The sequence below is a fragment of the Paenibacillus sp. J22FR5 genome (assembly GCF_059691975.1).
In genome coordinates this window covers 30,927-51,820 of record NZ_JCAUAN010000001.1, presented here as the reverse complement: position 1 = coordinate 51,820, position 20,894 = coordinate 30,927, and the positions used below count along the sequence as shown (strand labels likewise).

The window sequence follows — 20,894 nt, the reverse complement described above, 5'->3', positions numbered from 1 at the left end:
TTCATATCGAAAATGAAAAAAACCTATTTTTCTAAAGCAAGAAAAATAGGCTCTTCAGGAGACTACTGTACTTCATAGCTAATCCGTTTCGGAATACGCAAGGTCACCGTAGTTCCGATTCCTATACGACTAAACACATTCACGCCGTATTGTTCGCCGTACGTTAGCTGGATGCGATCATGCACATTTTTAATCCCATAACCAGATAAATTATTAGCTTTTTGAAAAGCATCTTTCACATGACCTTGAGACATCCCAGCACCATCATCAATAATTTGAAACAAAATATCTTCACCCTCGGTACGAAGCTTTACAATAATGTTAATCCCCGATTCATCATAGATAGCATGATTAATACAGTTCTCAACAAACGGTTGAAGAATCAACTTAATCGTCGTAAATTTTAACAAGTCCTCATCTACATCATAGTGCATATGCAGCATACCTCGGAATCGAATCTCTAAGATGGAAATGTAGTTCTTTACCAATTGAATCTCTTGATTCACCATTATGATGCGCTTGCCTTTATTCAAGGAAATCCGATAATATTTCGCCAAATGATTAACCATCTGGTACACCTGTTTGCCACCTTCTTTTAATGCTAAGGAAGAGATGGAGGCCAGCGTATTATATAAGAAATGCGGGTTGATTTGCGCTTGCAGTGTCATCAATTCCGCTTCCTTCTTTGATATTTCCTTGACGTAAACATCCTGAATCAAGTCCTCAATTTTGGATGCCATCTTATTGAACGCGAACGACAGTTGTCCAATTTCATCGTGTCCCATATTGGGCAATGAGACTTGAAACTCCCCTCGTTCCATCTTCCGAATATGGACGAGAAGCTTCTCGATTCGTTTCGTGATAACTTTCGTCGTCGAGTAGATTAATAAAATGGACGCCGCAAACGCAATAATCGAAATCCAAATGATTCGTGTCGTTGCTGTATTCGTACTCGCCAGCAGCTCATGGTACGGCACGGTAATGACCGTCCGCCATCCATTGTTTAGCTGCTTATAAGTGAAAAATCCCTCTTCGCCGTTCACCCGTTTGTCGAACTTCCCAAAGCTGGACTGAAGCTCGTCCTGGATCGGGAACGTATCATACAGCCTATTTGACGTTAAGCTCTTATCGACAGACGTAATCACCATGCCAATTTGATCGACAATATAAACGCTCTTGTTACTGTTCTCTTTCTCAATCAACGAGTATAGTTCAGCAACATTAATTTGAATGGCCAATATGCCATAGGGATGCGCATGGCTGAAATAAGTGAGCGAGCGAGCAAGGGTGATCGTATGCTCATCCGTCTGTGTAAACACGATATCTCCACCTGCCTCGATCGCAAGGTTTCTTATGGCCTCCGGGAGTTCTTCCGTATAGCGGACATACTCTCCATCCGAGTACAGCGTCTTATTGTCCGTATAAATCGTGATGCCCTTTACATTCGTGTTCAAAGCGATCATCCCAGCAAATGTCCGGTTAATATAGGCAAACGCATCTAAGTAATAGAAAGCCTTCTCATAGTAGTTCGACAAATAATTGCGAAGCTGTGAATCCATATATAAAATATTCGATAGTTGATGGTAGTAATCCAGTCGGTTCTCTATATTCGTATTAATCTGATTCAACGTACCGCTCAAACTCGCATACGTTTGCTCAGTAATTTGTGCTCTCGTCGATGTGTAAGAATAATAAATTAAACCAAAAAAGGGAACAATGGAAATCAAAAAAATACAAATAAACTTATTACGCAGTCTCACGTTTGTAATCCATCTGGCCTTATGCGCCAATGACCGCCAAATACGCAACTCGCTATAAACTTTTTCGATATTCATTCGGAGTGACCCCTTGGCTCTTCAGAAATAAAGAAATAAAGTATGATGTACTCTCATAGCCTACTTTTTGAGCGATGTCCTGTATCTTTAACGATGGATCGCCAAGCATCTCTTTAGCTTTCTCCAAGCGAATTTTAGTTAAATAGTCATGAATCGTCACGCCCATTTTCTCTTTAAAGATCGAACGCAAATAGTTAGGAGACAGATAGACTTGGCTCGATAAGCTTGTAATCGTTATTTGCTGATGGAACGTCATCTGTATAATCGAACCAACCTGATGAACTAATTTCAAATTTTTATCCGTAAAGCGGTCTTTCATCGGCTCGATCGTATGCTTCAGTATTTGTACAACAACCTCTTCAATTTCTTGAATCGTGTTGCAATCGTAAATGGAGTGGTATAAATCCGCCCGGGTCCCCGTTGAACCCGTCTCCGTATGCTGGTTGCGAATTTGTTCCTGCAAACGGTCAATAACGTCCAGTGCCCAATCATAAATGTACTTCTTCCGTATACGAAGTTGTATCAGTCTTGTGAAATACTCATGGATGATCGGTACAACCTGCTCTTCATTCAACTGTTGAACGACTTCTAACAATTCATTCTCGGGAAAAGGCGGTATTTGATTATCGAAGTTGACCTGAATATCCCCAGCGAAGATCACTTTGCCATATCCGATATAAAAAAACTCGCTTAATACTTTTTTCGCATCATCGTATAGTGAATGTACGTTCTCAAGCGAATCATACGTTTCGCCTACAGCCAGTGACACTGCGAACGGCAGCACCTGTTGAATTGCCTGGTACATGTCACTCCAGAACGCTCGATCAATGCCTTTTTGTTCACCGTCGATTAATATGGCGAGTTCACCCTCGCGAAGCGATACATCATTCCAATGCATCTGGTGTTCCTTGCTGAATTGGCTCGTAAACGTTCGAAGCTGTCTCATCGCATCTTCGATAAAAATTTGACGTTCCTCGACATGATCGTCAATTTTGATGAGCACCATCGTGTATGGCTTAGGTTCCGATATTCGCTCTAGGTGATGGAAGCTTACTATGAGTTTTTTTATCCTCTCCTGATTTTTCTCGAATACTAACTCCGTTAATATGTTCGACTTCGTCGCTTGTAAGGATGTATTTTTGAGGCGAACTTCCTCACACTTTTCTTTGACTCTGTTCATTACGCTCTCGATCTCATCAAGATCCAACGGTTTCAATAAATAGCCTACGGCTCCTACGTCAAGAGCTGATTTTACATACCTAAATTCATCATGACCTGTTAAGAAGACAATTTTCATCCAATCGAACTGCTCAGTGACCCGTTTCGCTAAATCAATGCCATTCATAATCGGCATCTGGACATCCGTGAGAACGATATCGGGTTGAATCGCTTGTATCTTCTCCAAGGCGTCCTTACCGTTTACTGCCGTCCCTGCCACATAAATCCCCATCTCTTCCCACCGAATGACATCACGCATCATTTCTAACTCAATCTGTTCATCATCAACTAGAAATATGCTATACATGTTGTTCCCCTCGTTCATCCACTTTTAATTCATTATAACTGTGTTCCTATCGGTTTCTGAACCCTTTTTCAAAATGAAAGTTATTTTCAAGCATCATTCGGAACATTGTCATATCGACATCTATTTTTTGAAAGTCTTATAATTCTAATATCACATGAACTGCGAGGTGTCACACATGCAATCAAACATAAACGTACACAACGGACGAGAGTTAAAAATACCTCGACGCAAGCTCTGGCGTGTTTTCAAAGAGCAAAAATATTTGTTTCTCATGATGCTGCCCGCGTTAATTTGGGCTCTATTATTCGCGTACACCCCGATGATTGGCTTGTATATGTCATTTGTCAATTACCAACCAACGCTTGGCGGGTTCTGGACGAACTTGTTTCATAGTCAATTTGTAGGTTTAGATTGGTTCAAATACTTCTTTACCAACGGTGATTTTCTGATAATCATGCGAAATACGGTCGCCTCCACCTTCATTACGCTATGCTTTTCATTCCCCATGCCGATTATTATCGCCATCGCGATTAATGAAATTAAGAACTTACGCTTCAAGAAGACGGTCCAAACCGCGTCATACTTGCCTTACTTTATTTCCTGGGTAATTGCGGCAAACATTATCGTAACTCTACTATCTTCCGACGGTGCGGTAAATGCAATTCTTAAATTTTTCCATATTACGAATGACAGCATCTTATTTTTGCAAAACGGGAAGTATTTCTGGTGGCTCGTTGCACTCGGCAACACTTGGAAGGATATGGGATACAACTCCATCATGTACTTGGCAACCATTGCCTCCATTAACCCTGAGCTCTACGAAGCTGCGAAAGTGGACGGAGCAGACCGATTCACACAGATCCGTTACATTACGCTGCCTCATTTAAAACCAACGATTGTGATCCTGCTCATTCTCGCTCTTGGCGGCATATTAAATGCCGGTTTCGACCAGCACTTCTTGTTAGGCAATAATCTGACAAAAGACTACTCAGACGTATTATCAACGTACTCGTTCCGATTCGGGCTTCAGAACGGCATGTTCTCCTACGCCTCTGCAGTAGGGATGTTCAGTTCAGTTGTCGCTTTCATCATCGTTGTCATCGTCAATTTCACAGCCAAAAAAGTGAACGGTCAATCACTATTTTAATCAACAAGGGGGGAACATGTATGAATAGCAAAAAAAATATCTCAGATCACATCCTGGATGCGTCCTTATATATTTTTCTAACCATCATCTTCATTGTTACGTTCTATCCGTTCTGGAATATTCTCGTCATTTCACTGAACGATGCTACAGACACCCTGCGGGGCGGGTTATACTTCTGGCCTCGTGAAATTACCTTCGATAGTTATAAGACGATCTTCCGTGGCCCAGAAATTTGGAGTGCGATTCGCGTTACCGTATTGCGTACAGTGATCGGTACGGCGCTATCCACCTTCTGCATTTCCATGCTCGCCTACTCGCTCAGTAAACGACATTTGCTAGGCTGGAAATTCTTCTCATTCTTCTTCGTATTTACGATGTATTTTGGCGGCGGGCTCATACCTACCTATATGGTCATCAAATCCCTTGGATTGATCGATTCCTTCTGGGTGTTCATTTTCCCAGGAATGATCGGGGTATTCTTAATGATTCTGGTTCGCACCTTTATTGAGCAGCTTCCTGGTGAGATTGAAGAATCCGCTAAAATGGATGGAGCCAATGACTTGCAAATCTTCTTCCGGATTATCCTGCCACTGTGCGTTCCCGTTCTTGCAACAATCGGCTTATTCCTTGCCATCGGGCACTGGAATTCCTGGTATGACTCCTATATTTATACCTACAAACCTCAGTTAAAAACATTACAAGCTGTGATGGTTAAAATATTGAATCAGTACCAAACCTCCGGGATGATGTCGGATGCCCAGCAGCTCGCACAAAATAGTACCCGTGTTCCTGTATCCAGTGAAAGCATTCGTATGGCGGTAACGATGGTAGCGACTCTGCCGATTGTGCTTGTGTATCCTTTCGTCCAAAGGTTTTTCGTTAAAGGGATGATGATGGGCGCGATTAAGAGCTAAGTTTTGGAAACGCAATTCGATTTATTTAAATGGAAGCACAGCAACTACGACTGAAAGTGATCGTGATCGCTGAGCAAGTTGCTGGCAAAAATAGAATGGGGGTAGCGCTAACGGAATACCAATGTGCTCCGAAAGGCAAGTCCCCCGTTTTCCGTTGCATTATTTATAGATGGTAAAAATCAAATCACGATTTCCACTATTTTCTGTACTCCATGTAGCACCACCGTTTGTAGAAACCCGCTCAAGACCGCCTGCGTATGAATTACTGTCGTTGTAAGCAAATCCATATTTATTGTTCGTAGAGCCATCATCCAGCGAGGCAGGTGAGCGTAAAATAATGCCGTACTTCTGCGTCGTATCGAGGCCAGTCAACTTCGGATAAATCGCGTAAGGCGTCGCCGATCCAGGAATATTGTTCGATGGCAACGATGCCGTGAACAACTTCTCCACGGGATTATTATTCAAATCCAGCTTCACGATATCGATGTATAAATTGTCTTCAGGCACTTTGTTAACGTAGCTCTCGTACAGATACGTATCTATTCTCGGCAAGTTCGTGGACGTTAAAGAGAACGTCTGCATACGTTGCAGATTAGCGCGAATATCCGAATAGGAGGTATACGCAGTGGCACTGTTGTCCTGGTCGATGATACTGCCCGTATTCCCAGTTATGTTATAAGCCTCAATCTCATTAATCGATGCTAGAAAGTTGGCTTTGTTGATATAGATCCGAATCTTCGACGTCGAAACGGTTGGAAAATCAAAAACTCGGTTATCCCCGATCGTAAATCCATTCTTGAGATTAACAAAGTTCGTTCCGTTCCAATATTGCAGATTGTACGTATTGATTTGAAAATTCTGGTTGCCGTAGCCATATTCTTTGACAGCAATACGGTTCACATTCGTTGCAGCTCCGAAATCAATCTGCACCCACTGATTATTATACTGACTATCTGCTGCGCTCCAACGCGTTGAGATATCCCCATCTGTTACTTTGGAAGCCTCGTAACCCGCCGAATAGAAGCTGGAAGCTGTTGCTGTTTTGCCAGCTGCCAGATTGGCAGGAGCAAGTGGCAGAGCTGAGCTTGTCGGCGAAATCCGCAAAATAACCGATTCGCCTGGCTGCTGGAGTCGTGTATAGCTGCCAGTGAAGGTGCCGATTTTGGTGTTGCTGTAAAGCTCCGTAATCGTATAAGTCGTGCTTGCGCTTAGCCCCAAGTCAGCGAAAGTTACGGTCGTTGAAGCTGTGCTGTTCATGTTCCAATTGGAGAGTCCGACAATTTTGTCACCATTCGTATCGGTGGAGTAAATCGCTGTCGGCGAATGCTCGAGTTTATGGTAAAAGTTCGTCATCTTAATCGGCTTAGCCGCTTTACCTTGACCAGATAAAGCAATTAATGACGGATTCGTCAAAGAACTCATCCGATCCTCTGAAATAAACGGAACATTGTCACCGATGATGTTATGACCGCCCTCCAGCATCGTTACCGTGGAGTACAGCTTGCTTTGATTCAACGTATTTTTGTAGAATCCATTGGCAATATTTTCGGGCAGTGCCATGTCGGGGTCATTGTACGTATAGAGAGTGCCGTTCGTCCACCAAGAGGCAGCGGAGTTGAAGGCTTGGCGCTCAATGCCCGAATAAAGGTTGCCTTGCAATGGAATCGTTGTGTCAATTCCCGATCTTCTGCCGTGCGCATAGCCGGACGGGAGCAGCGGAGCGATCGATTCGTTAATATAAATAGGCTGCGAAGCAGTTAGCAGCTCATCACGCATGATTTGCATACCGATGCGATAAGCCTGCATCCCATTTTTGGAAGCATCATAATGATTGCCCTCATACATCCCCAGATCAAGAAAATCTAGCTTCGCATAGTCCATGCCCACATTGACAAAGTCCACATCCATTAGATTTCTCAAATAAGCCTGCGCCCCCGGATGCGTTGCGTCAATAATGTACGTACTTGCCCCGAGATACGTTGAGATTGGCGTACCGCTGCTATCTTTAAGTGCGATATCTTGAAATGTATACGTTGGTGCGCCCGGAACCGTATCTGTCAGCTGTTGGTAAATAAAGAATGGCGCTGTGTAATTGCCCGCCTTCAATCCCTTACTGTGCGCATAATCCGCAAAGGCTTGGAAATCAGCCGGGTACGCCTGACCTGACGTTCCTTTGTAGCAGCAATCCAGATTCATATAGGTGTAGCCCAACGGTTTCAGATTAGCGGCAAAATAATCAATCATGCCGTTCATCGCGTCTACTGTCGGCAAGCCATAGAAACTGTAATAGCTGTTGTAGCCCATCGGCACGCCGCCGGTCCATGAAAGTTTTGGCTCTCCAACTGCATAGGTTTGGCCGAATTGTTCCAAACCATCTTGGTAATCGCTGTAGTAGCCTAGGAAAAACTTATCCGACGATATCGAGGTTCCGCTCTGGGTGCCGCCGGAGTTATAAACGGAAAATCCCGTTAACGGACCATTAGCCGTGGTGGCTTGATGTAAGTACTGCATGCTTTTCCAATTGGGTGTAGTGGCAGCACCAGCAATAAATCCTTTCTTGTTCGTATTGTCAAACATCGCAGCCACCCAATAACTCGTTCCATCAAAAGCGCCCCATGTCGTCGTAGATGTGGCCGTGCGATCAATTTGATTTTCACCGTTACCAAAATCGTTTACAGGTGCCACACCATAATCGTAGTTGTTATTGTATGGCGTAGTGTAAATCCGTTTATCTGTGCCCGTGCCGATATCCAAATTGTTCGCCGCAATCGGCTCCATGAAGTTAATGCTTTGCGAAGTACTTTTATTTACCGTCATGCTTACTAATGCAAAAGGTTTATTCTCGTAAAGTGTTACATAGAGAATAATTGTTGAGCCCGATGTCAACGTATTGCTGATCGTTAGTTTCTTACCGTTTATGCCGTAGCTATCCGTGCCAATCGTCGTCCAGCTAGCTGATCTTGTTCCTGCATCGTACGAGCTAATCCGCGTTGAACTTCCCGTTACGCCGTAATCTGAATAAAAATTGCTCATGATGCTCGTAGATCCGGAACTGAAATTACCTTTACCTGTCGACAAATTGTACGTGATCGTCAGTGTTCCGTTCGTTGCAGTCACGACATTACCGGCCTGTGAGATGGTTACCGTGGCAGCCAAGGCAGTTGTTGCGCCTGCTTGCAGCAATCCGGTCAGCATCACAGCGAAAATTGCGATGAATAAAAGAGATTTTTTAATCATGAATTCCCTCCTATTAATTTATGTTAACGCTTACACTACAGATTATATCGTTCGTTTCCTGTTGAATTGAATCCAATATTTTGTGGATTCAATGTCTCAATTTTTGAAAACAATAAAAACGCAAGTCACCTTGCGTTTCGTCCAACCGATCTCTATTTCATCATCTTCACTCGTATCATCATACTTTGATAATCCCCTCGCAGCGTCAACGGAACACCGAGGTTCATAAGGGTCGAGCCATGACGAACGAGGGCATCTCCATCGTTAATCTGTATCTCATAGGACGCCTGGGTCTCAAGCCCCTGCAGCCGCAAATTCCGAACTTCAGAGCCAAAATGCTGGGATTGCAAAAACGCAAACACAACAGCCTCACGTTCATCTGCACTTAGATACTGATAAGCCGCCAAATTCGCATCCCTCAACGACGATAGCCGATATAGGCTGCCGTTCATTATCATCGGCCTGATCTCTTTGTACAGCTCCACATAGCGCTTCGCTTCTTCTATTTCCTCAACCGACCATTTACTGATATTCGCCCCGATGCCCAGACCGCCCATCATCGCACTGTGGAATCGGTACGATAAAGGGAGCCTCCTACCGTTAAAGCCATGCGGTGACTCCGTCACCCAACACATCATGACAGCTGGGCTGTAGGCGTATGAGAATCCCTCTTGAATCGCTAACCGGTCACGCGCATCGGTGTTATCACTAATCCATGCTTGATCTGCATATCGCAAAATGCCAAGATCAATTCTCGCGCCGCCGCCTGCGCATGTCTCAAATTCCACATGGGGGAACCGTTCGCGAAGCTCAGCCCATATGGCGTATAGGTGATCCACATGCTTAATCCACATGGCGGCCCCTGCATCCCCAGAAACCGAAGTGCCTGGCTCTGTCACGGTACGGTTCATATCCCATTTGATAAAACGAATATCATACTTCGTCAGTAAGGTCGTCATGAAATCGAGAACGAAATGCTTCACTTCGGGCAGTCCTAAATTCAATAGCAATTGATTGCGCAATTGCGTTCCTTCGCGCGTTGGGAAGTGATACACCCATTCCGGATGCGATCGATACAAGTCACTGTCCGGATTGACCGACTCTGGCTCTACCCATAGCCCAAACTCCATCCCCAGTCCCTTTACGTGCTCGATCAGCTCTTCTAGTCCATTGGGGAACTTCTCCGCATTGACATACCAATCGCCTAAACCTGCTCTGTCACTATGGCGCTGACCAAACCAGCCGTCGTCCACGACGAATCGCTCTACGCCCAGACGAGCTGCCTGTCGTGCCAGCTCCTTCTGCCCTTCCACAGTTACGGCGAATTCGGTCGCCTCCCAGGAATTGTACAGCACTTTGCGCAGCTTGCTTGTTGGCAGCACGTAAGCCTTTTCGTATTGATGCAGGTTGCGGCTCATTTGACCGAAACCGCCCGACGTGAATCCGCCGACGAATACAGGCGAAGCATATACATCCCCGGGCGCCAGCACGAAAGAGCTGTCAAAATCGTTCACACCGCCGACGATTCGCACATGTCCGAACGTCGTCTTCTCCGCAACGATTTTCCAGTTTCCGCTCCAGCCAAGCGCGCCGAACCACACATTTCCGGATACTTCGTCCGCCTTCCCGTTGTCCATTGCAAACCATGGATTGGCGTGTGGACCGGTGAAGCCTCTGCGCGATTCAAGCACCTTTTTCCCCTCGGATAAAACTGTCGATCTTAGTTGGTACTCACCAGCCCACTGGCCTGTCACATGCGTCATTCGGTAATCAGACAGAGCCTGTACCGTCCAGACAGCTGCCATGACCTGCTCAATGCGAACCGACTCTGCTAGCCCATTGTGTATCTGCACGTAACGTTCAATCAGATCGTGTTCTGGCCTCACTTTGTAATGAACTTCGACACTTATCGCGTAAAACGCATCTACCATGCGAAGGACTACTTCGTTGTCACTCTCAATTCGGTGCCCTTCATACCTCAGTTTCAAGTCACGTACGCCATCAGCAAACGAAACTTTCAACGCTGGTTCGGCATAATTGCAGCCACCCCAGCCTCCGTATTCTTCGGTCTCCCGATCGATTTCCGCATCGAAGGAACTGTGCAGCCTGCTAGCTAATAAATAACCACAATCCGCGGCCTCTACATGGGCTCCCCAATATAAATGCTGAATGGTACCTTTCTCGTTGATCCCAAACAGATAAGATGAGTGATCCGTGCGGATTTCGAAGATGTTTTCTTTGTCCAAGTACGTTACAGGCACCTCTACCGTCCCCCTTGTATCTATCCCTTGATTGCTCCGGCGGCAATCCCTTTAATGATGAATCTCTGCATAAACAAGAAAAAGATGATGATCGGAATCATGCCCATAACGGCATAAGCAAAAGCAAGATTTAAGTCGCTGCTGTATTGACCGAAGAAGAAATACTGCTGGAGCGGAATCGTACGGTAATTTTTGTCCTGCAGATAGAGTAATGGAAGTAAGAAATCATTCCAAATATACAGCGCATTAATAACGAGTACCGTCGCCGTAACCGGCTTCAGCAGAGGCATCACAACTCGGATAAAAATTCCCGGTGTTGAACAGCCATCAATCCTGGCGGCTTCTTCGATTTCACGCGAAATACCTTTCACAAAACCGGTGTAGAACAGTACGCCCATCTGCACACCGAAACCGCCATAGATCAGCGCAAGTCCCCAATGCGAATTGACGAGATGGAACGATTTGCCGATCTGATACAACGGCAGCATAATGACTTGAAAAGGGACCATCATGCCCGATAGAAACAAGATGAATATAAAGTTATAAAACGGCTTATTCCTCCGAGCAATCGCATAACCAGAAAGCGCAGAAGCGAAGATAATCAGCGCAACGGAGATCGTCGTAACAATTAAGCTGTTAATCAGCGCAGCGGGATATTTGGACGTAGTCCACGCATGCGTATAATTAGCAAAGTTCAAACTCGTCGGCAACGCATAGAAGGAGTCGAAGGTTTGCTTCGCCGTTTTGAGTGACATTAGCAGGGCAACATACATCGGGAATACAAATAGAATAGCCAATACGGCAACAGCAGCGAAAGTGCTGATTCGCGTTATTTTCATTACATCTCCACTTCCCGTCTTCTGAAAATGGATAATTGCACAATTGTCACGATGACCAGAATGACGAAGAACATCATCGATAGCGCCATGCCGTAGCCTGCTTTAAAGGAATTGAAAGCCGTTTTATAGATGAACGTCGTAATTACCTCAGTAGCAAAGCCCGGCCCCCCTTGTGTGGTTACCCAAACAAGATCAAATACTTTCAATGAGCCTGTCAAAACAAGGAGAAGGTTAATCGTAAGCGAAGGCGCAAGTAACGGTAATGTCACATGCCAGAATGCTCGCCACATGCCGGCTCCATCCATTTTGGCACTCTCCAGAAGCTCGCTCGGAATGCCTTGTAAACCAGCGATATAGATAATCATTGGCGTACCCACGCCCTGCCATAGGGCTACGAGAATTAATCCGAATAAGGCATGATCAGGGTTGCCAAGCGGACTTGTCACATCCCAACCGAACATGTTCAGCAGCTTGGGAAATCCAGTGCTGAAATTATATTTCCAAATAAAACCAGATAAAACGATGGAGAGTATGCTCGGCAGGAAGAAGATCGTCCGAAACAAGTTCTTCAATTTCAAATAAGAATCCAGCAGCAAGGCCAGCAGAAGAGATAGTACATTTACAAGCACCATAAGAATAATCGCATATTTAAACGTATTTCCAAGAGCGGCCCATACGTCCGAGTCTTGAAAGGCATGCACGTAGTTTTCCCAACCAATATACGTCAGCTTGCGTGATACACCGTCCCAACTTGTGAAGGAATATCGAGCTCCCATCACTAGGGGAATCAGCACTGCTAACGTAAATAAAAGAATACCCGGAATAAGGAACAGGACATACCAGAACTCACCACGGATCATTCGTTTCAAGCTTCCCATAGGTTAATTCCCTTTCTGATGAATAACGGCATAGGCAGTAGCCTATGCCGTTATAACTCTGTCGTTATTTGTGATTTTTGGCAACCCAGTCATCCATATCCTTAATAATTTGATCAGGCGTTGATTTCTTGAAAAACACTTTTTGAACATATTGCGAGAATGGTGTGGTCCAATCAATCGTCGTTGTAATGTAGGATTGCGAATCGTACGTAAGTCCTTTATCGAAATAAGGCTTCAGATCGTTGACCGCAGGCGCGATGTCTGTTGAAGCACCTTTGACAAAGCTCAACGAGTTAATATTTTTAACCCACGCGTCTCCGCCTTCTTTGCTCGCCATGAAGGCAAGGAACTTCAACGCCGCATCTTTATGCTCGGATTTGCTGTTTACTGCAAGTGAAGCATCTGGGTTAAATTCAAGCTTATTCAAGCTTTCATCATTGCTGAACGGATACGGGAAGTAGCCCATGCCTGTGTTATACAAATCTGGATTTTTCTTTTGAATATCCGCTAAAGGCCAAGTGCCCATGTACATCATACCGACATCGCCTTTGGAGAAGAGGTCTACGATCCCATTGTAATCAACACCGAGCTGGTCCTTGTTACCAAGGTCAAACAAATCTTGCGCATGCGCGATTACGGTTTTGGAAGCCGCGTTGTCAGCAAATTTGGCTGTACCCTTCTCTATTTTGGAGAAGAAGTCTGCTTGCTTCTCTACAAGCGCCGTATTACTTGGCAGATCTCGGCTCAACCACATGCCTAGCGTCCAGTTGTCCTTCCAACCAAGGGCGAATGGTGTTTTGCCCGCATCTTTTATCTTTTTAGCTGCTGCGATCATGGCATCGTACGTTCTAGGAACTTGCAGCCCCAGATCGCTGAATATTTTTTTGTTATAAAAAACAGCAATTGGCGTAGCGTTAACGGGCATGATATAGTTTTTACCGTCTGTTGCTTGCGCTTTCAACACGCTTGGATCGAAGTTGGACATGAAATCCTTACCCGTCAAATCTTCCAGATAGCCGCCATCATGCAGCAGCTTCGTTTGGCTGCCCGCATTTAACGTAAACACGTCAACGATATCGCCGCTAGCCATTTTCGTTTTCAATAGGGTGTAGTAATCATCATATTTAACAGGCTGTACCTCGACCTTGATGTTGGGGTTCTGCTTTTCGAACTGCTCGACGATTTTGGCTACACCGTCTGTGACATCACTTTTGAAATGCATGAAGGTAATCGTAACCGGCTTCTCAACTTTTGCCGTTGCGGTAGCCGCCGGCTTGCTGTCGCTGCTCGCAGCTGGTGTCGCTGTGCTTGCTGTATTAGTGCTGCTGTTGCTGCCACAAGCTGACAATAAAAGTGCCACCATCGTTGCGGAAAGACCTACACTTGCAAACTTTTTCATATCTTTACCCCTCTTCCTCGTTTTCGGCTTAGAACACTAATCCCTCGTTCTGAATCCTATCTTACGCTTTGAAAGAAGGAATCGTAATAAAATAAATTGTCGTTTGGATGTTCAAAATTTTGGTGTTTAGGATTTTTCCGCATGCCGATCTCGATACTCGGAAGGCGTTTTTCCCGTGAATTTTTTAAACACTTGGCTAAAATATCGTTGATTCTCATAGCCAACAAGCTCGGAGATCTCATTAATTTTATATTCGGACAAGTTAAGCAGCTCGCATGCTTTTTCCATCCGTTTACGCGTCACATACTCGATGAAGTTCTCCGAGGTCACTGACTTAAACTGCTTACTCAAGTAACTCGGGTCGAGGTGAAAACGTGTGGCAATATCGATCAGACTGATGTCTTCAAAATAGTGCGCATCCAAAAAAGAAGCAATCTCGTGAATAGAGTGAACGGATGGCGTCATCCCCTTGCTCGCATGATATTCCTCAATCGCTTCGGTGAATTCCGCTAGGAAGTGTCTAAACTGGCAGTGATCCACTACAGCCGTAATTGAACGAACATCGAATAGCTGCGGATAGGCAAGCACCAATTCTTTCATCTCAGCGGCGGCTGTCTCCGTAAGCTTTTTGAGCGCACGCTGACCCTCACGGATGGAGAGTCCACTCATTTTTTCCGCTTTGTGCAAGAAATTTCGCAGCAACTCGCGACTCTCGGTTCCATTGCCTGTGGCAAACACTTGCTGCATCGTTTTCAACTCAAAAACCGTTAACATCTCTGGCGAAGTTGTTGCCGTTCCGGTGGACGCATGCGGAGAACTCAACGAGAAACTCGTTGTATGCAGTTCGTTATTTCTCATCTGCTCATAGGCGGTATCGAAAGCATCAGGCAGTCGTTCCAGCCTATTGAACACGTTGCTTAACCCAGCTACTACATCTAGTTGCAGCATCTGGTGAATCGCGTTGTGGAAGGAAACGAGCAGTTGACGGATCTGTGGCTCGTCGTAAGCGGACTCAGGGAAATAAAGACAAAGACTCATCCTGTCGTCTGATTTGTAGATGAGCGGAACAACGTCTTGTCCAGCTGAGAAGAGCACTTCAGCCAAAATATTTTCAATGCTATACATCAACAAATCAGCATTCCCATGAAATTTCTTTATCGAAATGGCATGAAATTGCCGAAACATGCATACCGTCAATCGGTAACTTCCTTTGGCGCTGGAAATCGTTAGTTCTTCCGCTTGCGCCTGAATATCGGCCACATTCGTGATCCTGCGGCTCGTTACATGTTGAAGGAACACTTCTCTGCGGAGCTGCCACATGTCTTGTGTAAATTTTTTTTGCTGCTGCCGCGTCAAATGGTTATGGCTTGCTTCCATGGCTTTCACTAGCGCACTTTTCAAATCCAACATGGATATCGGCTTTAACACATACTCGCACGCTTGATAAGTCACCGCAGCTTTCATATATTCAAATTGGGAGTAGCCGCTGATCACGATAACTTTAATTTCGGAATAGTTGGTGTACAATACTTCGAGAAATTGTTGTCCGTTCATGACCGGCATATTCATGTCCGTCACAATGATATGAGGCTTACTAATTCGCATGAGCTCCAGTGCTTCTTCGCCATGTTTCGCTTCCGCAATGACTTCTACATCCAGAGCAAGCTCACTAATCATTTTACAAACGGACTTTCTCCCCAACGATTCGTCATCCACGACCATTACTTTGTACAAAGCTGTCACCCCCATTATGATTGTAAGGAATTCGTATGCGAATCGTCGTTCCAATGCCCATCTCACTCTCGATGTCCAAGCCAAATGGGGATCCATAAACCAGTCTTATTCGTTCATGCACATTCTTGAGCCCTATAGATACGCCATAAAACACGTCGGACGACTTGTTCTCGAACGACGACTGCAGCGCAATCAGCTTCTTCGTTTCGATGCCAGGTCCGTTATCTTGAACCGTCAGTACAACAGAGTCATGTTCCTGCAGAACGCTAACGCCAATACGAAGATGCTGCTCATCATCTCGCTTACTGAACGCGTGAACGATCACATTCTCAATAATCGGCTGCATGACGAAACGGATAATGGCACAGTCCATCAGATCAGTGGAGACATCAAACTCGATCTGCAGCGTTTCCTCGAAACGGAGCTGCTGAATGTACAAATAATTATTCACATGTGCGAGCTCCTGACCAATCGTGGACTCGACATTTCCCTCATAAAAGCTGTAACGGAACATGTCACCTAAAGCGCGGCACATCTCGTGAATCTCATAATCCCCAATAAGTACAGCTTTCCCGCCGATCGTCTGCAGCGTGTTGTATAGAAAATGCGGATTGATCTGCATTTGCAGTGCAAGAATTTGTGCTTCTTTATTGCGAAGCTGCATTTCATACTTGGATTCAATTAGCTCCCGGATTTTATCTGTCATGAAATTGAAATTCCGCGTCAGTTCTGAGATATCATCACGATAATTGGCATTTTGTTGCAAACTAACATGAAAATTGCCATTGCGAACAGCTTTCATCGCTTTTCCGAGAAGCTTGATGGGGCGGGTAATGTAATGCTGTGCGAGAATCGACAGGAGTGCGATGCTTAGCATCACGAAAATGAACGCCACAACCGTCGTCATCAAAATGTTTCTACGGTTCTGTGCCAGCTCCGGATTCGGATACACGATGGAAAGTGCAATATTGCCATAATTGAGTCGAGACGTACCAACAAATAGATCATTCTTTTTGTGCAATTGGATAGACTTCGGATCGTTTTGCCAGTTGATTTCAGGTTTTTCGTATTTGGGCACGATATCGGCATAGTTTTCATTCGTCTGATAAAATGGTTCACCCCTCGAATTCTGCAGCACAATGACATTCGGCGTGTGATTGTTCGCTTCAATCATTTTCGCCAATTCCTTACTCTGGATATAAAAAACAAGCGATCCGAACTTCGTTCGATAGAACGGATCATAAATTGGTATGGAATAGACGAAAAAGTCCTGGTGTAAAGCGACGTCTTTATAAGTAAACATAAGTGTCTGTTGGAATGGTAAATCAAGCATCTCATTGAAATGAGGAATACTCTGATCCACTTTGACCGACTCATAGCTAGCTGCTCTGGACCACGAATCTTCCAGCTTATTGTCTTTGCCGAAGATCATGATCTTAATAATATCTTTGTTTTTATTTTGAATCAGCAAATCATAATTTTTTATCGATTCTCTGAGCAAAATAATGTCAGCATCATTATAATTCGCCCCATGCTCCATAAGATTGAGGATGCGTTCAAAACCGTATATTTGTAGGGCGGACGACGAAATGTTGCTAAAATATTGATCCAGATATCCTGATAAATATTCCGCATTCTGGTCCGAACTTCGGAACATCGAATTTTCCAAGGAACGGGCGCTCGACTGGTAAAAGATCATCGAAAGTACCAGCATCGGGATCAAGGAGATCAGGACACTGCTCCAGACAATCTTTGTACGAATGCTCCTATTCATCAATAGCCACCTGATCATGCCATCCCAACTTCCCCTGTTAGTCCATTCAAAATAAACGGCTGCGCCGTCCTCTTAGGACGAGTGCGTTTATGGAGAAATATAGCCAAATTATTATGTGAAACATAAAATTCCTATATTTTATAATAGGATCGATTATACCACATTGTATCATCAATCCCACTTCTTACAATTCAACATTTTGTATTCTTATTGTTCAAATTTTTGAATGGCTACTTCGAGACTAGGGTGCATGATCAACGCTAAACAGTTGCTTTGTGGGATGCTAAGATTCTAAATATAAAAAGAGAATTTGAAGGTGGTTTTACCTTTATCGTCAAAGTTCAAGTATCAACATTTGAAAATGCACATAATCCCTTTACGGCTCTTTGTATTGAACTCGTATCAGTTTAGCTTAATAGGTTATCACCTCAGAAAACCATTCAATTCACCGAGTTGTATACGAGAGTTTTTTATTAGTCTACTTGTTAGTTCCCCATGTTTCCTCAACCCAATTTTTCTTATTAAAGACGGTTAGTAAAGTAATTATCCCTACACCATTTAATAAAGAGGAATAAAGAGGAATAAAGAGGAATAAACAAAAAACTGTATTATATATGTTATTTTCAGTTTAGAGTCCCCCTATTATTTATTGGAGTATTATCTGTCTTTTTTTATTCTTTATTCATCAATTTCACATCAAGGACATTCAATTGTTCTTCGATGCTTCCAACATACTGACCATGTGCTTACTTGTGGTACGGTTCACCATAATGTATCTAAACACAAAGTACAGTTTGAACATAAATATACATTAGGATATAAAGACAAAACCACTCCTAACAACTAATAATGGAGTGGTTTCTTTGGATAGAACTTCTCTTTTATCGAACAAACGTTCACCGTTAGTTTAATGAAGGATGAGACCGATAGTCATTTAATTCATTTTGGCTCCATACGAGAGTGTAAACAACACTGCTTGCTCTGTATCCATTCGTACCCCCTTGATCGTGATGGCTTTGAAATCCACACCATCCATTTTAGCTCCCCTTACATCAGCTCCCTGTAATTTCGCTTTAGCTAGCATTGTTCTCGTAAGATCACAATTTCTTAAGTCGGCTCTTTCTAAATTGGCTTCGGATAAATCTGATTCTAAAAATTTAATTCCACGTAAATCTTGCTTAACCAGTCTGGCACTTCTCAAATTCGTATAAGACCAATCCCCTTGGAGTATAGTGATTCCATCCATTTTGGCACTGGAAAAATCTGAACCCGTCATTTTGCAGTTTTCAAACTTCGAAACAAATAGATTTGCTTCGGTAAAGTTACAATTTTCAAACGCGGATTCCTTATGAACGGAGCTATTTAACGAGGCACCCCGAAAATTACATTCAACGAAACGGCAGTTCCTCGTTGTAATCTCCTCTAACGATCCGTTAGCAAATGTGCAACGATGAAAAGTGCAACTTATTAGCTCGCCATATCTCAAATCTTGATTGCGAAAGTCTACTCTTTCATAATTTTGATTGATATGTTCAAACATGATACTCCTCCTAGTCTAAAAGCGAACATTTGGTATTCTGCTGTCGGCGAAATCCGTACCAAATCTTTTTTATTTTTCATAAAATTCCAATTCCTGCTCCACACCCAATAGTTGATCTATCAACTATTGGGTGTGCAAATCATTTTTTCATATTATCGCGTATCTTAATTAGAAGCCTGCGTAATTCATTCATTTCTTCAAGTGAAAAACCTGTTTGAAGTACATCAATAGTTCCTGAAATACAAGGTATTACATTTGTAGCTAAGCTCTTACCTTTATCTGTTAATGACACTTTAAAGTAACGGCGGTCATAACTACTAGTAATTCTGTGCATTACACCTTTATTTTCAAGGCTCATTATCATCCGAGTGATGCTTGATTTATCTTTTCTTAAAGCGAAAGCAATTTCACCCTGAGACAATCCATCCCGTTCATTGAGCAAAACAATCATAAAAGCTTGTTCAGGCGTAATACCATACGGAGCTAAACTTTTAGTCATGCACATAGCTACATCTAATTTGACATCATGAATTAAGACAGCAATATTATCGAGTAAATCCATTTTGTAATCACATCCCATGAAAGAATATACCACAGTAGTTGATAAGTCAACTACTGTGAAATGGAAAGGTATATCGCATTATGCCCTCACCTTCAACTTCCTCATTATCCCCTTACTGTTTTCGTCCCGGTACTCCCGTGGTGATAGACCTGTAACTGCGAAATAGCTTCGAAAAATAATGTTATGACAACTGTAACTAATTCCTTATCTGTTTATAAATAAGGGGTTACAAGTTTTCGTTATCTCAAGTTTCACCCTTCAGGAATATAACGTGTTAATCGCGCAGGTTCATAACCGAATTCAGAGATAAAGCGAAGTTTAAAATTTCTAACGCCCGACAAAAACCCTGCATATCCACCAGCCATACAAGAATTAACAAATGAAAAAGTCCTGCCAAAAGAAACTTTGGTTAGACAGACAAAGTATTTAAACAACATTGTGGAACAAGATCATCGATTTATAAAGAAAATCACAAAACCAATGCTTGGTTTCAAAACGTTTCACACTGCAGAACAGACGTTGAAGGGAATCGAGGCCATGCATATGATAAGTAAAGGACAGGCGAAAAATAATTCGTCTGTCCTAACTGATGTTAAATGGCTCAATAAAATATTTGGTATTGTGGCATAGTTAAATTATATTTTGTTGGGTATTTGCTATCCATTTTTATTCTTGCACCACAACCCTTTTTTTCGCTACCACTACTAGACACGTTAGTTAGTACTACTGAACTATAATTCTATTGATATCTTCACAAATCTTCTTTGCAAGGAGTGAATTGCCAATTCCAGAATATCCATCAACAAACATAAAATCAGCTGAAGAAGTATAAAAATTCTCATTTTCCAATTTTAGATTATTAAACATTCTTTTCACTCCCAAAATAGACTACAATCACCTTAGGAGGAATAGTGATTGTAGTCTATCTATTTCACTTACCGGTATTTCCCCAACCAGTTTCGAAGGGTACCGGGATTGATATTTAACTCGACCGCGATATGCTCTAAGGATTTAGTTTGCTCTTGCACATATTTTACAGCTTCACGTTTGAAAGTTTCATTATATCTTTGTGGTTAAAATCATTATTACTTCTACACTAAGAGACGTCCACTTTTTATTCTAAGTGCAATATGGAATTTAACTTATCCGTTCCTGCCATGCACACCTAATTATCTCGATAGTCTCCGCGTGAAGCCAGCACCATTTCCAACTTTCGATATATCTCGACTTATTCGTGTGAGATAACTCT

Annotated in this window: 16 protein-coding genes and 1 pseudogene; 4 read left to right on the top strand and 13 right to left on the bottom strand. The window is 43.3% G+C overall.

All coding sequences use genetic code 11. From position 1 onward, the window contains the following. Positions 1-62: 62 nt before the first annotated feature. The gene (locus AC58P7_RS00260; RefSeq protein ID WP_497339371.1) at positions 63-1,835 is read right to left on the bottom strand and encodes a cache domain-containing sensor histidine kinase; all 1,773 of its coding nucleotides are present in this window, start codon (positions 1,833-1,835) and stop codon (positions 63-65) included. Further along, entirely contained in the window at positions 1,813-3,360 is a 1,548-nt protein-coding gene (locus AC58P7_RS00255) for a response regulator (RefSeq protein WP_497339370.1), read from the bottom strand. Before AC58P7_RS00255 ends, AC58P7_RS00260 begins: the two co-directional genes overlap by 23 nt. Before the next feature lie 175 nt (positions 3,361-3,535). On the opposite strand from AC58P7_RS00255, the gene AC58P7_RS00250 reads away from it, so the two are divergent. Then, the gene (locus AC58P7_RS00250; protein WP_497339369.1) at positions 3,536-4,507 is read left to right on the top strand and encodes an ABC transporter permease; all 972 of its coding nucleotides are present in this window, start codon (positions 3,536-3,538) and stop codon (positions 4,505-4,507) included. A 20-nt stretch (positions 4,508-4,527) separates the two neighbouring features. Then, complete coding sequence (locus tag AC58P7_RS00245; protein ID WP_497339368.1) at positions 4,528-5,421, top strand: carbohydrate ABC transporter permease; 894 nt, start codon at positions 4,528-4,530, stop codon at positions 5,419-5,421. A gap of 159 nt (positions 5,422-5,580) precedes the next feature. Here AC58P7_RS00245 and AC58P7_RS00240 read toward each other — a convergent pair whose 3' ends face one another. The 7 genes from AC58P7_RS00240 to AC58P7_RS00210 all read right to left on the bottom strand — a co-directional run bounded on the left by AC58P7_RS00240 (position 5,581) and on the right by AC58P7_RS00210 (position 17,561). Further along, positions 5,581-8,658, bottom strand: a complete 3,078-nt coding sequence (locus AC58P7_RS00240; protein WP_497339367.1) for a discoidin domain-containing protein — start codon at positions 8,656-8,658, stop codon at positions 5,581-5,583. A 152-nt stretch (positions 8,659-8,810) separates the two neighbouring features. After that, on the bottom strand, positions 8,811-10,919 hold the full coding sequence (locus tag AC58P7_RS00235) for an alpha-galactosidase (protein ID WP_497339366.1): 2,109 nt from the start codon (positions 10,917-10,919) through the stop codon (positions 8,811-8,813). A 20-nt stretch (positions 10,920-10,939) separates the two neighbouring features. Beyond that, positions 10,940-11,758, bottom strand: coding sequence for a carbohydrate ABC transporter permease (locus tag AC58P7_RS00230; RefSeq protein WP_497339365.1), 819 nt, complete (start codon positions 11,756-11,758; stop codon positions 10,940-10,942). Continuing rightward, a complete protein-coding gene (locus AC58P7_RS00225; protein WP_497339933.1) occupies positions 11,758-12,618 on the bottom strand; it encodes a carbohydrate ABC transporter permease in 861 nt (286 codons plus the stop codon). The genes AC58P7_RS00230 and AC58P7_RS00225 overlap by 1 nt, the downstream gene beginning before the upstream one ends. An 82-nt stretch (positions 12,619-12,700) precedes the next feature. Continuing rightward, a complete protein-coding gene (locus tag AC58P7_RS00220) occupies positions 12,701-14,035 on the bottom strand; it encodes an ABC transporter substrate-binding protein (RefSeq protein ID WP_497339364.1) in 1,335 nt (444 codons plus the stop codon). A 126-nt stretch (positions 14,036-14,161) separates the two neighbouring features. Beyond that, the gene (locus AC58P7_RS00215) at positions 14,162-15,769 is read right to left on the bottom strand and encodes a response regulator transcription factor (RefSeq protein WP_497339363.1); all 1,608 of its coding nucleotides are present in this window, start codon (positions 15,767-15,769) and stop codon (positions 14,162-14,164) included. Continuing rightward, the gene (locus tag AC58P7_RS00210; protein WP_497339362.1) at positions 15,744-17,561 is read right to left on the bottom strand and encodes a sensor histidine kinase; all 1,818 of its coding nucleotides are present in this window, start codon (positions 17,559-17,561) and stop codon (positions 15,744-15,746) included. The genes AC58P7_RS00215 and AC58P7_RS00210 overlap by 26 nt, the downstream gene beginning before the upstream one ends. Before the next feature lie 255 nt (positions 17,562-17,816). On the opposite strand from AC58P7_RS00210, the gene AC58P7_RS00205 reads away from it, so the two are divergent. Then, positions 17,817-17,954, top strand: a complete 138-nt coding sequence (locus AC58P7_RS00205; RefSeq protein WP_497339361.1) for a hypothetical protein — start codon at positions 17,817-17,819, stop codon at positions 17,952-17,954. Between the two features lie 523 nt (positions 17,955-18,477). Here the strand turns inward: AC58P7_RS00205 and AC58P7_RS00200 are convergent. Beyond that, on the bottom strand, positions 18,478-19,083 hold the full coding sequence (locus AC58P7_RS00200) for a pentapeptide repeat-containing protein (protein ID WP_497339360.1): 606 nt from the start codon (positions 19,081-19,083) through the stop codon (positions 18,478-18,480). Positions 19,084-19,222: 139 nt separating this feature from the next. Beyond that, positions 19,223-19,645 carry a MarR family winged helix-turn-helix transcriptional regulator gene (locus tag AC58P7_RS00195; protein WP_497339359.1) on the bottom strand — a complete coding sequence of 141 codons (423 nt, stop codon included), beginning with the start codon at positions 19,643-19,645 and terminating at the stop codon, positions 19,223-19,225. Positions 19,646-19,951: 306 nt separating this feature from the next. Between AC58P7_RS00195 and AC58P7_RS00190 the strand changes: the two genes are divergently transcribed. Continuing rightward, positions 19,952-20,275, top strand: a complete 324-nt coding sequence (locus AC58P7_RS00190) for a DDE-type integrase/transposase/recombinase (RefSeq protein WP_497339932.1) — start codon at positions 19,952-19,954, stop codon at positions 20,273-20,275. Positions 20,276-20,368: 93 nt separating this feature from the next. On the opposite strand, the gene AC58P7_RS00185 is transcribed toward AC58P7_RS00190, so the two are convergent. Together AC58P7_RS00185 and AC58P7_RS00180 are read right to left on the bottom strand one after the other, a co-directional pair. Then, a complete protein-coding gene (locus AC58P7_RS00185; protein WP_497339358.1) occupies positions 20,369-20,512 on the bottom strand; it encodes a hypothetical protein in 144 nt (47 codons plus the stop codon). 68 nt (positions 20,513-20,580) lie between these two features. Further along, positions 20,581-20,703: pseudogene (locus AC58P7_RS00180) on the bottom strand (transposase); the annotation flags it as partial. Between the last annotated feature and the right edge of the window lie 191 nt (positions 20,704-20,894).

Excerpts from the sequence above, each read along its gene's own strand:
- AC58P7_RS00245 (WP_497339368.1), top strand. The coding sequence starts at position 4,528 with ATGAATAGCAAAAAAAATATCTCAGATCACATCCTGGATGCGTCCTTA.
- AC58P7_RS00210 (WP_497339362.1), bottom strand. The coding sequence starts at position 17,561 with ATGATCAGGTGGCTATTGATGAATAGGAGCATTCGTACAAAGATTGTC.
- AC58P7_RS00220 (WP_497339364.1), bottom strand. The coding sequence starts at position 14,035 with ATGAAAAAGTTTGCAAGTGTAGGTCTTTCCGCAACGATGGTGGCACTT.
- AC58P7_RS00240 (WP_497339367.1), bottom strand. The coding sequence starts at position 8,658 with ATGATTAAAAAATCTCTTTTATTCATCGCAATTTTCGCTGTGATGCTG.
- AC58P7_RS00230 (WP_497339365.1), bottom strand. The coding sequence starts at position 11,758 with ATGAAAATAACGCGAATCAGCACTTTCGCTGCTGTTGCCGTATTGGCT.
- AC58P7_RS00200 (WP_497339360.1), bottom strand. The coding sequence starts at position 19,083 with ATGTTTGAACATATCAATCAAAATTATGAAAGAGTAGACTTTCGCAAT.
- AC58P7_RS00225 (WP_497339933.1), bottom strand. The coding sequence starts at position 12,618 with ATGATCCGTGGTGAGTTCTGGTATGTCCTGTTCCTTATTCCGGGTATT.
- AC58P7_RS00250 (WP_497339369.1), top strand. The coding sequence starts at position 3,536 with ATGCAATCAAACATAAACGTACACAACGGACGAGAGTTAAAAATACCT.
- AC58P7_RS00255 (WP_497339370.1), bottom strand. The coding sequence starts at position 3,360 with ATGTATAGCATATTTCTAGTTGATGATGAACAGATTGAGTTAGAAATG.
- AC58P7_RS00185 (WP_497339358.1), bottom strand. The coding sequence starts at position 20,512 with ATGTTTAATAATCTAAAATTGGAAAATGAGAATTTTTATACTTCTTCA.
- AC58P7_RS00260 (WP_497339371.1), bottom strand. The coding sequence starts at position 1,835 with ATGAATATCGAAAAAGTTTATAGCGAGTTGCGTATTTGGCGGTCATTG.
- AC58P7_RS00195 (WP_497339359.1), bottom strand. The coding sequence starts at position 19,645 with ATGGATTTACTCGATAATATTGCTGTCTTAATTCATGATGTCAAATTA.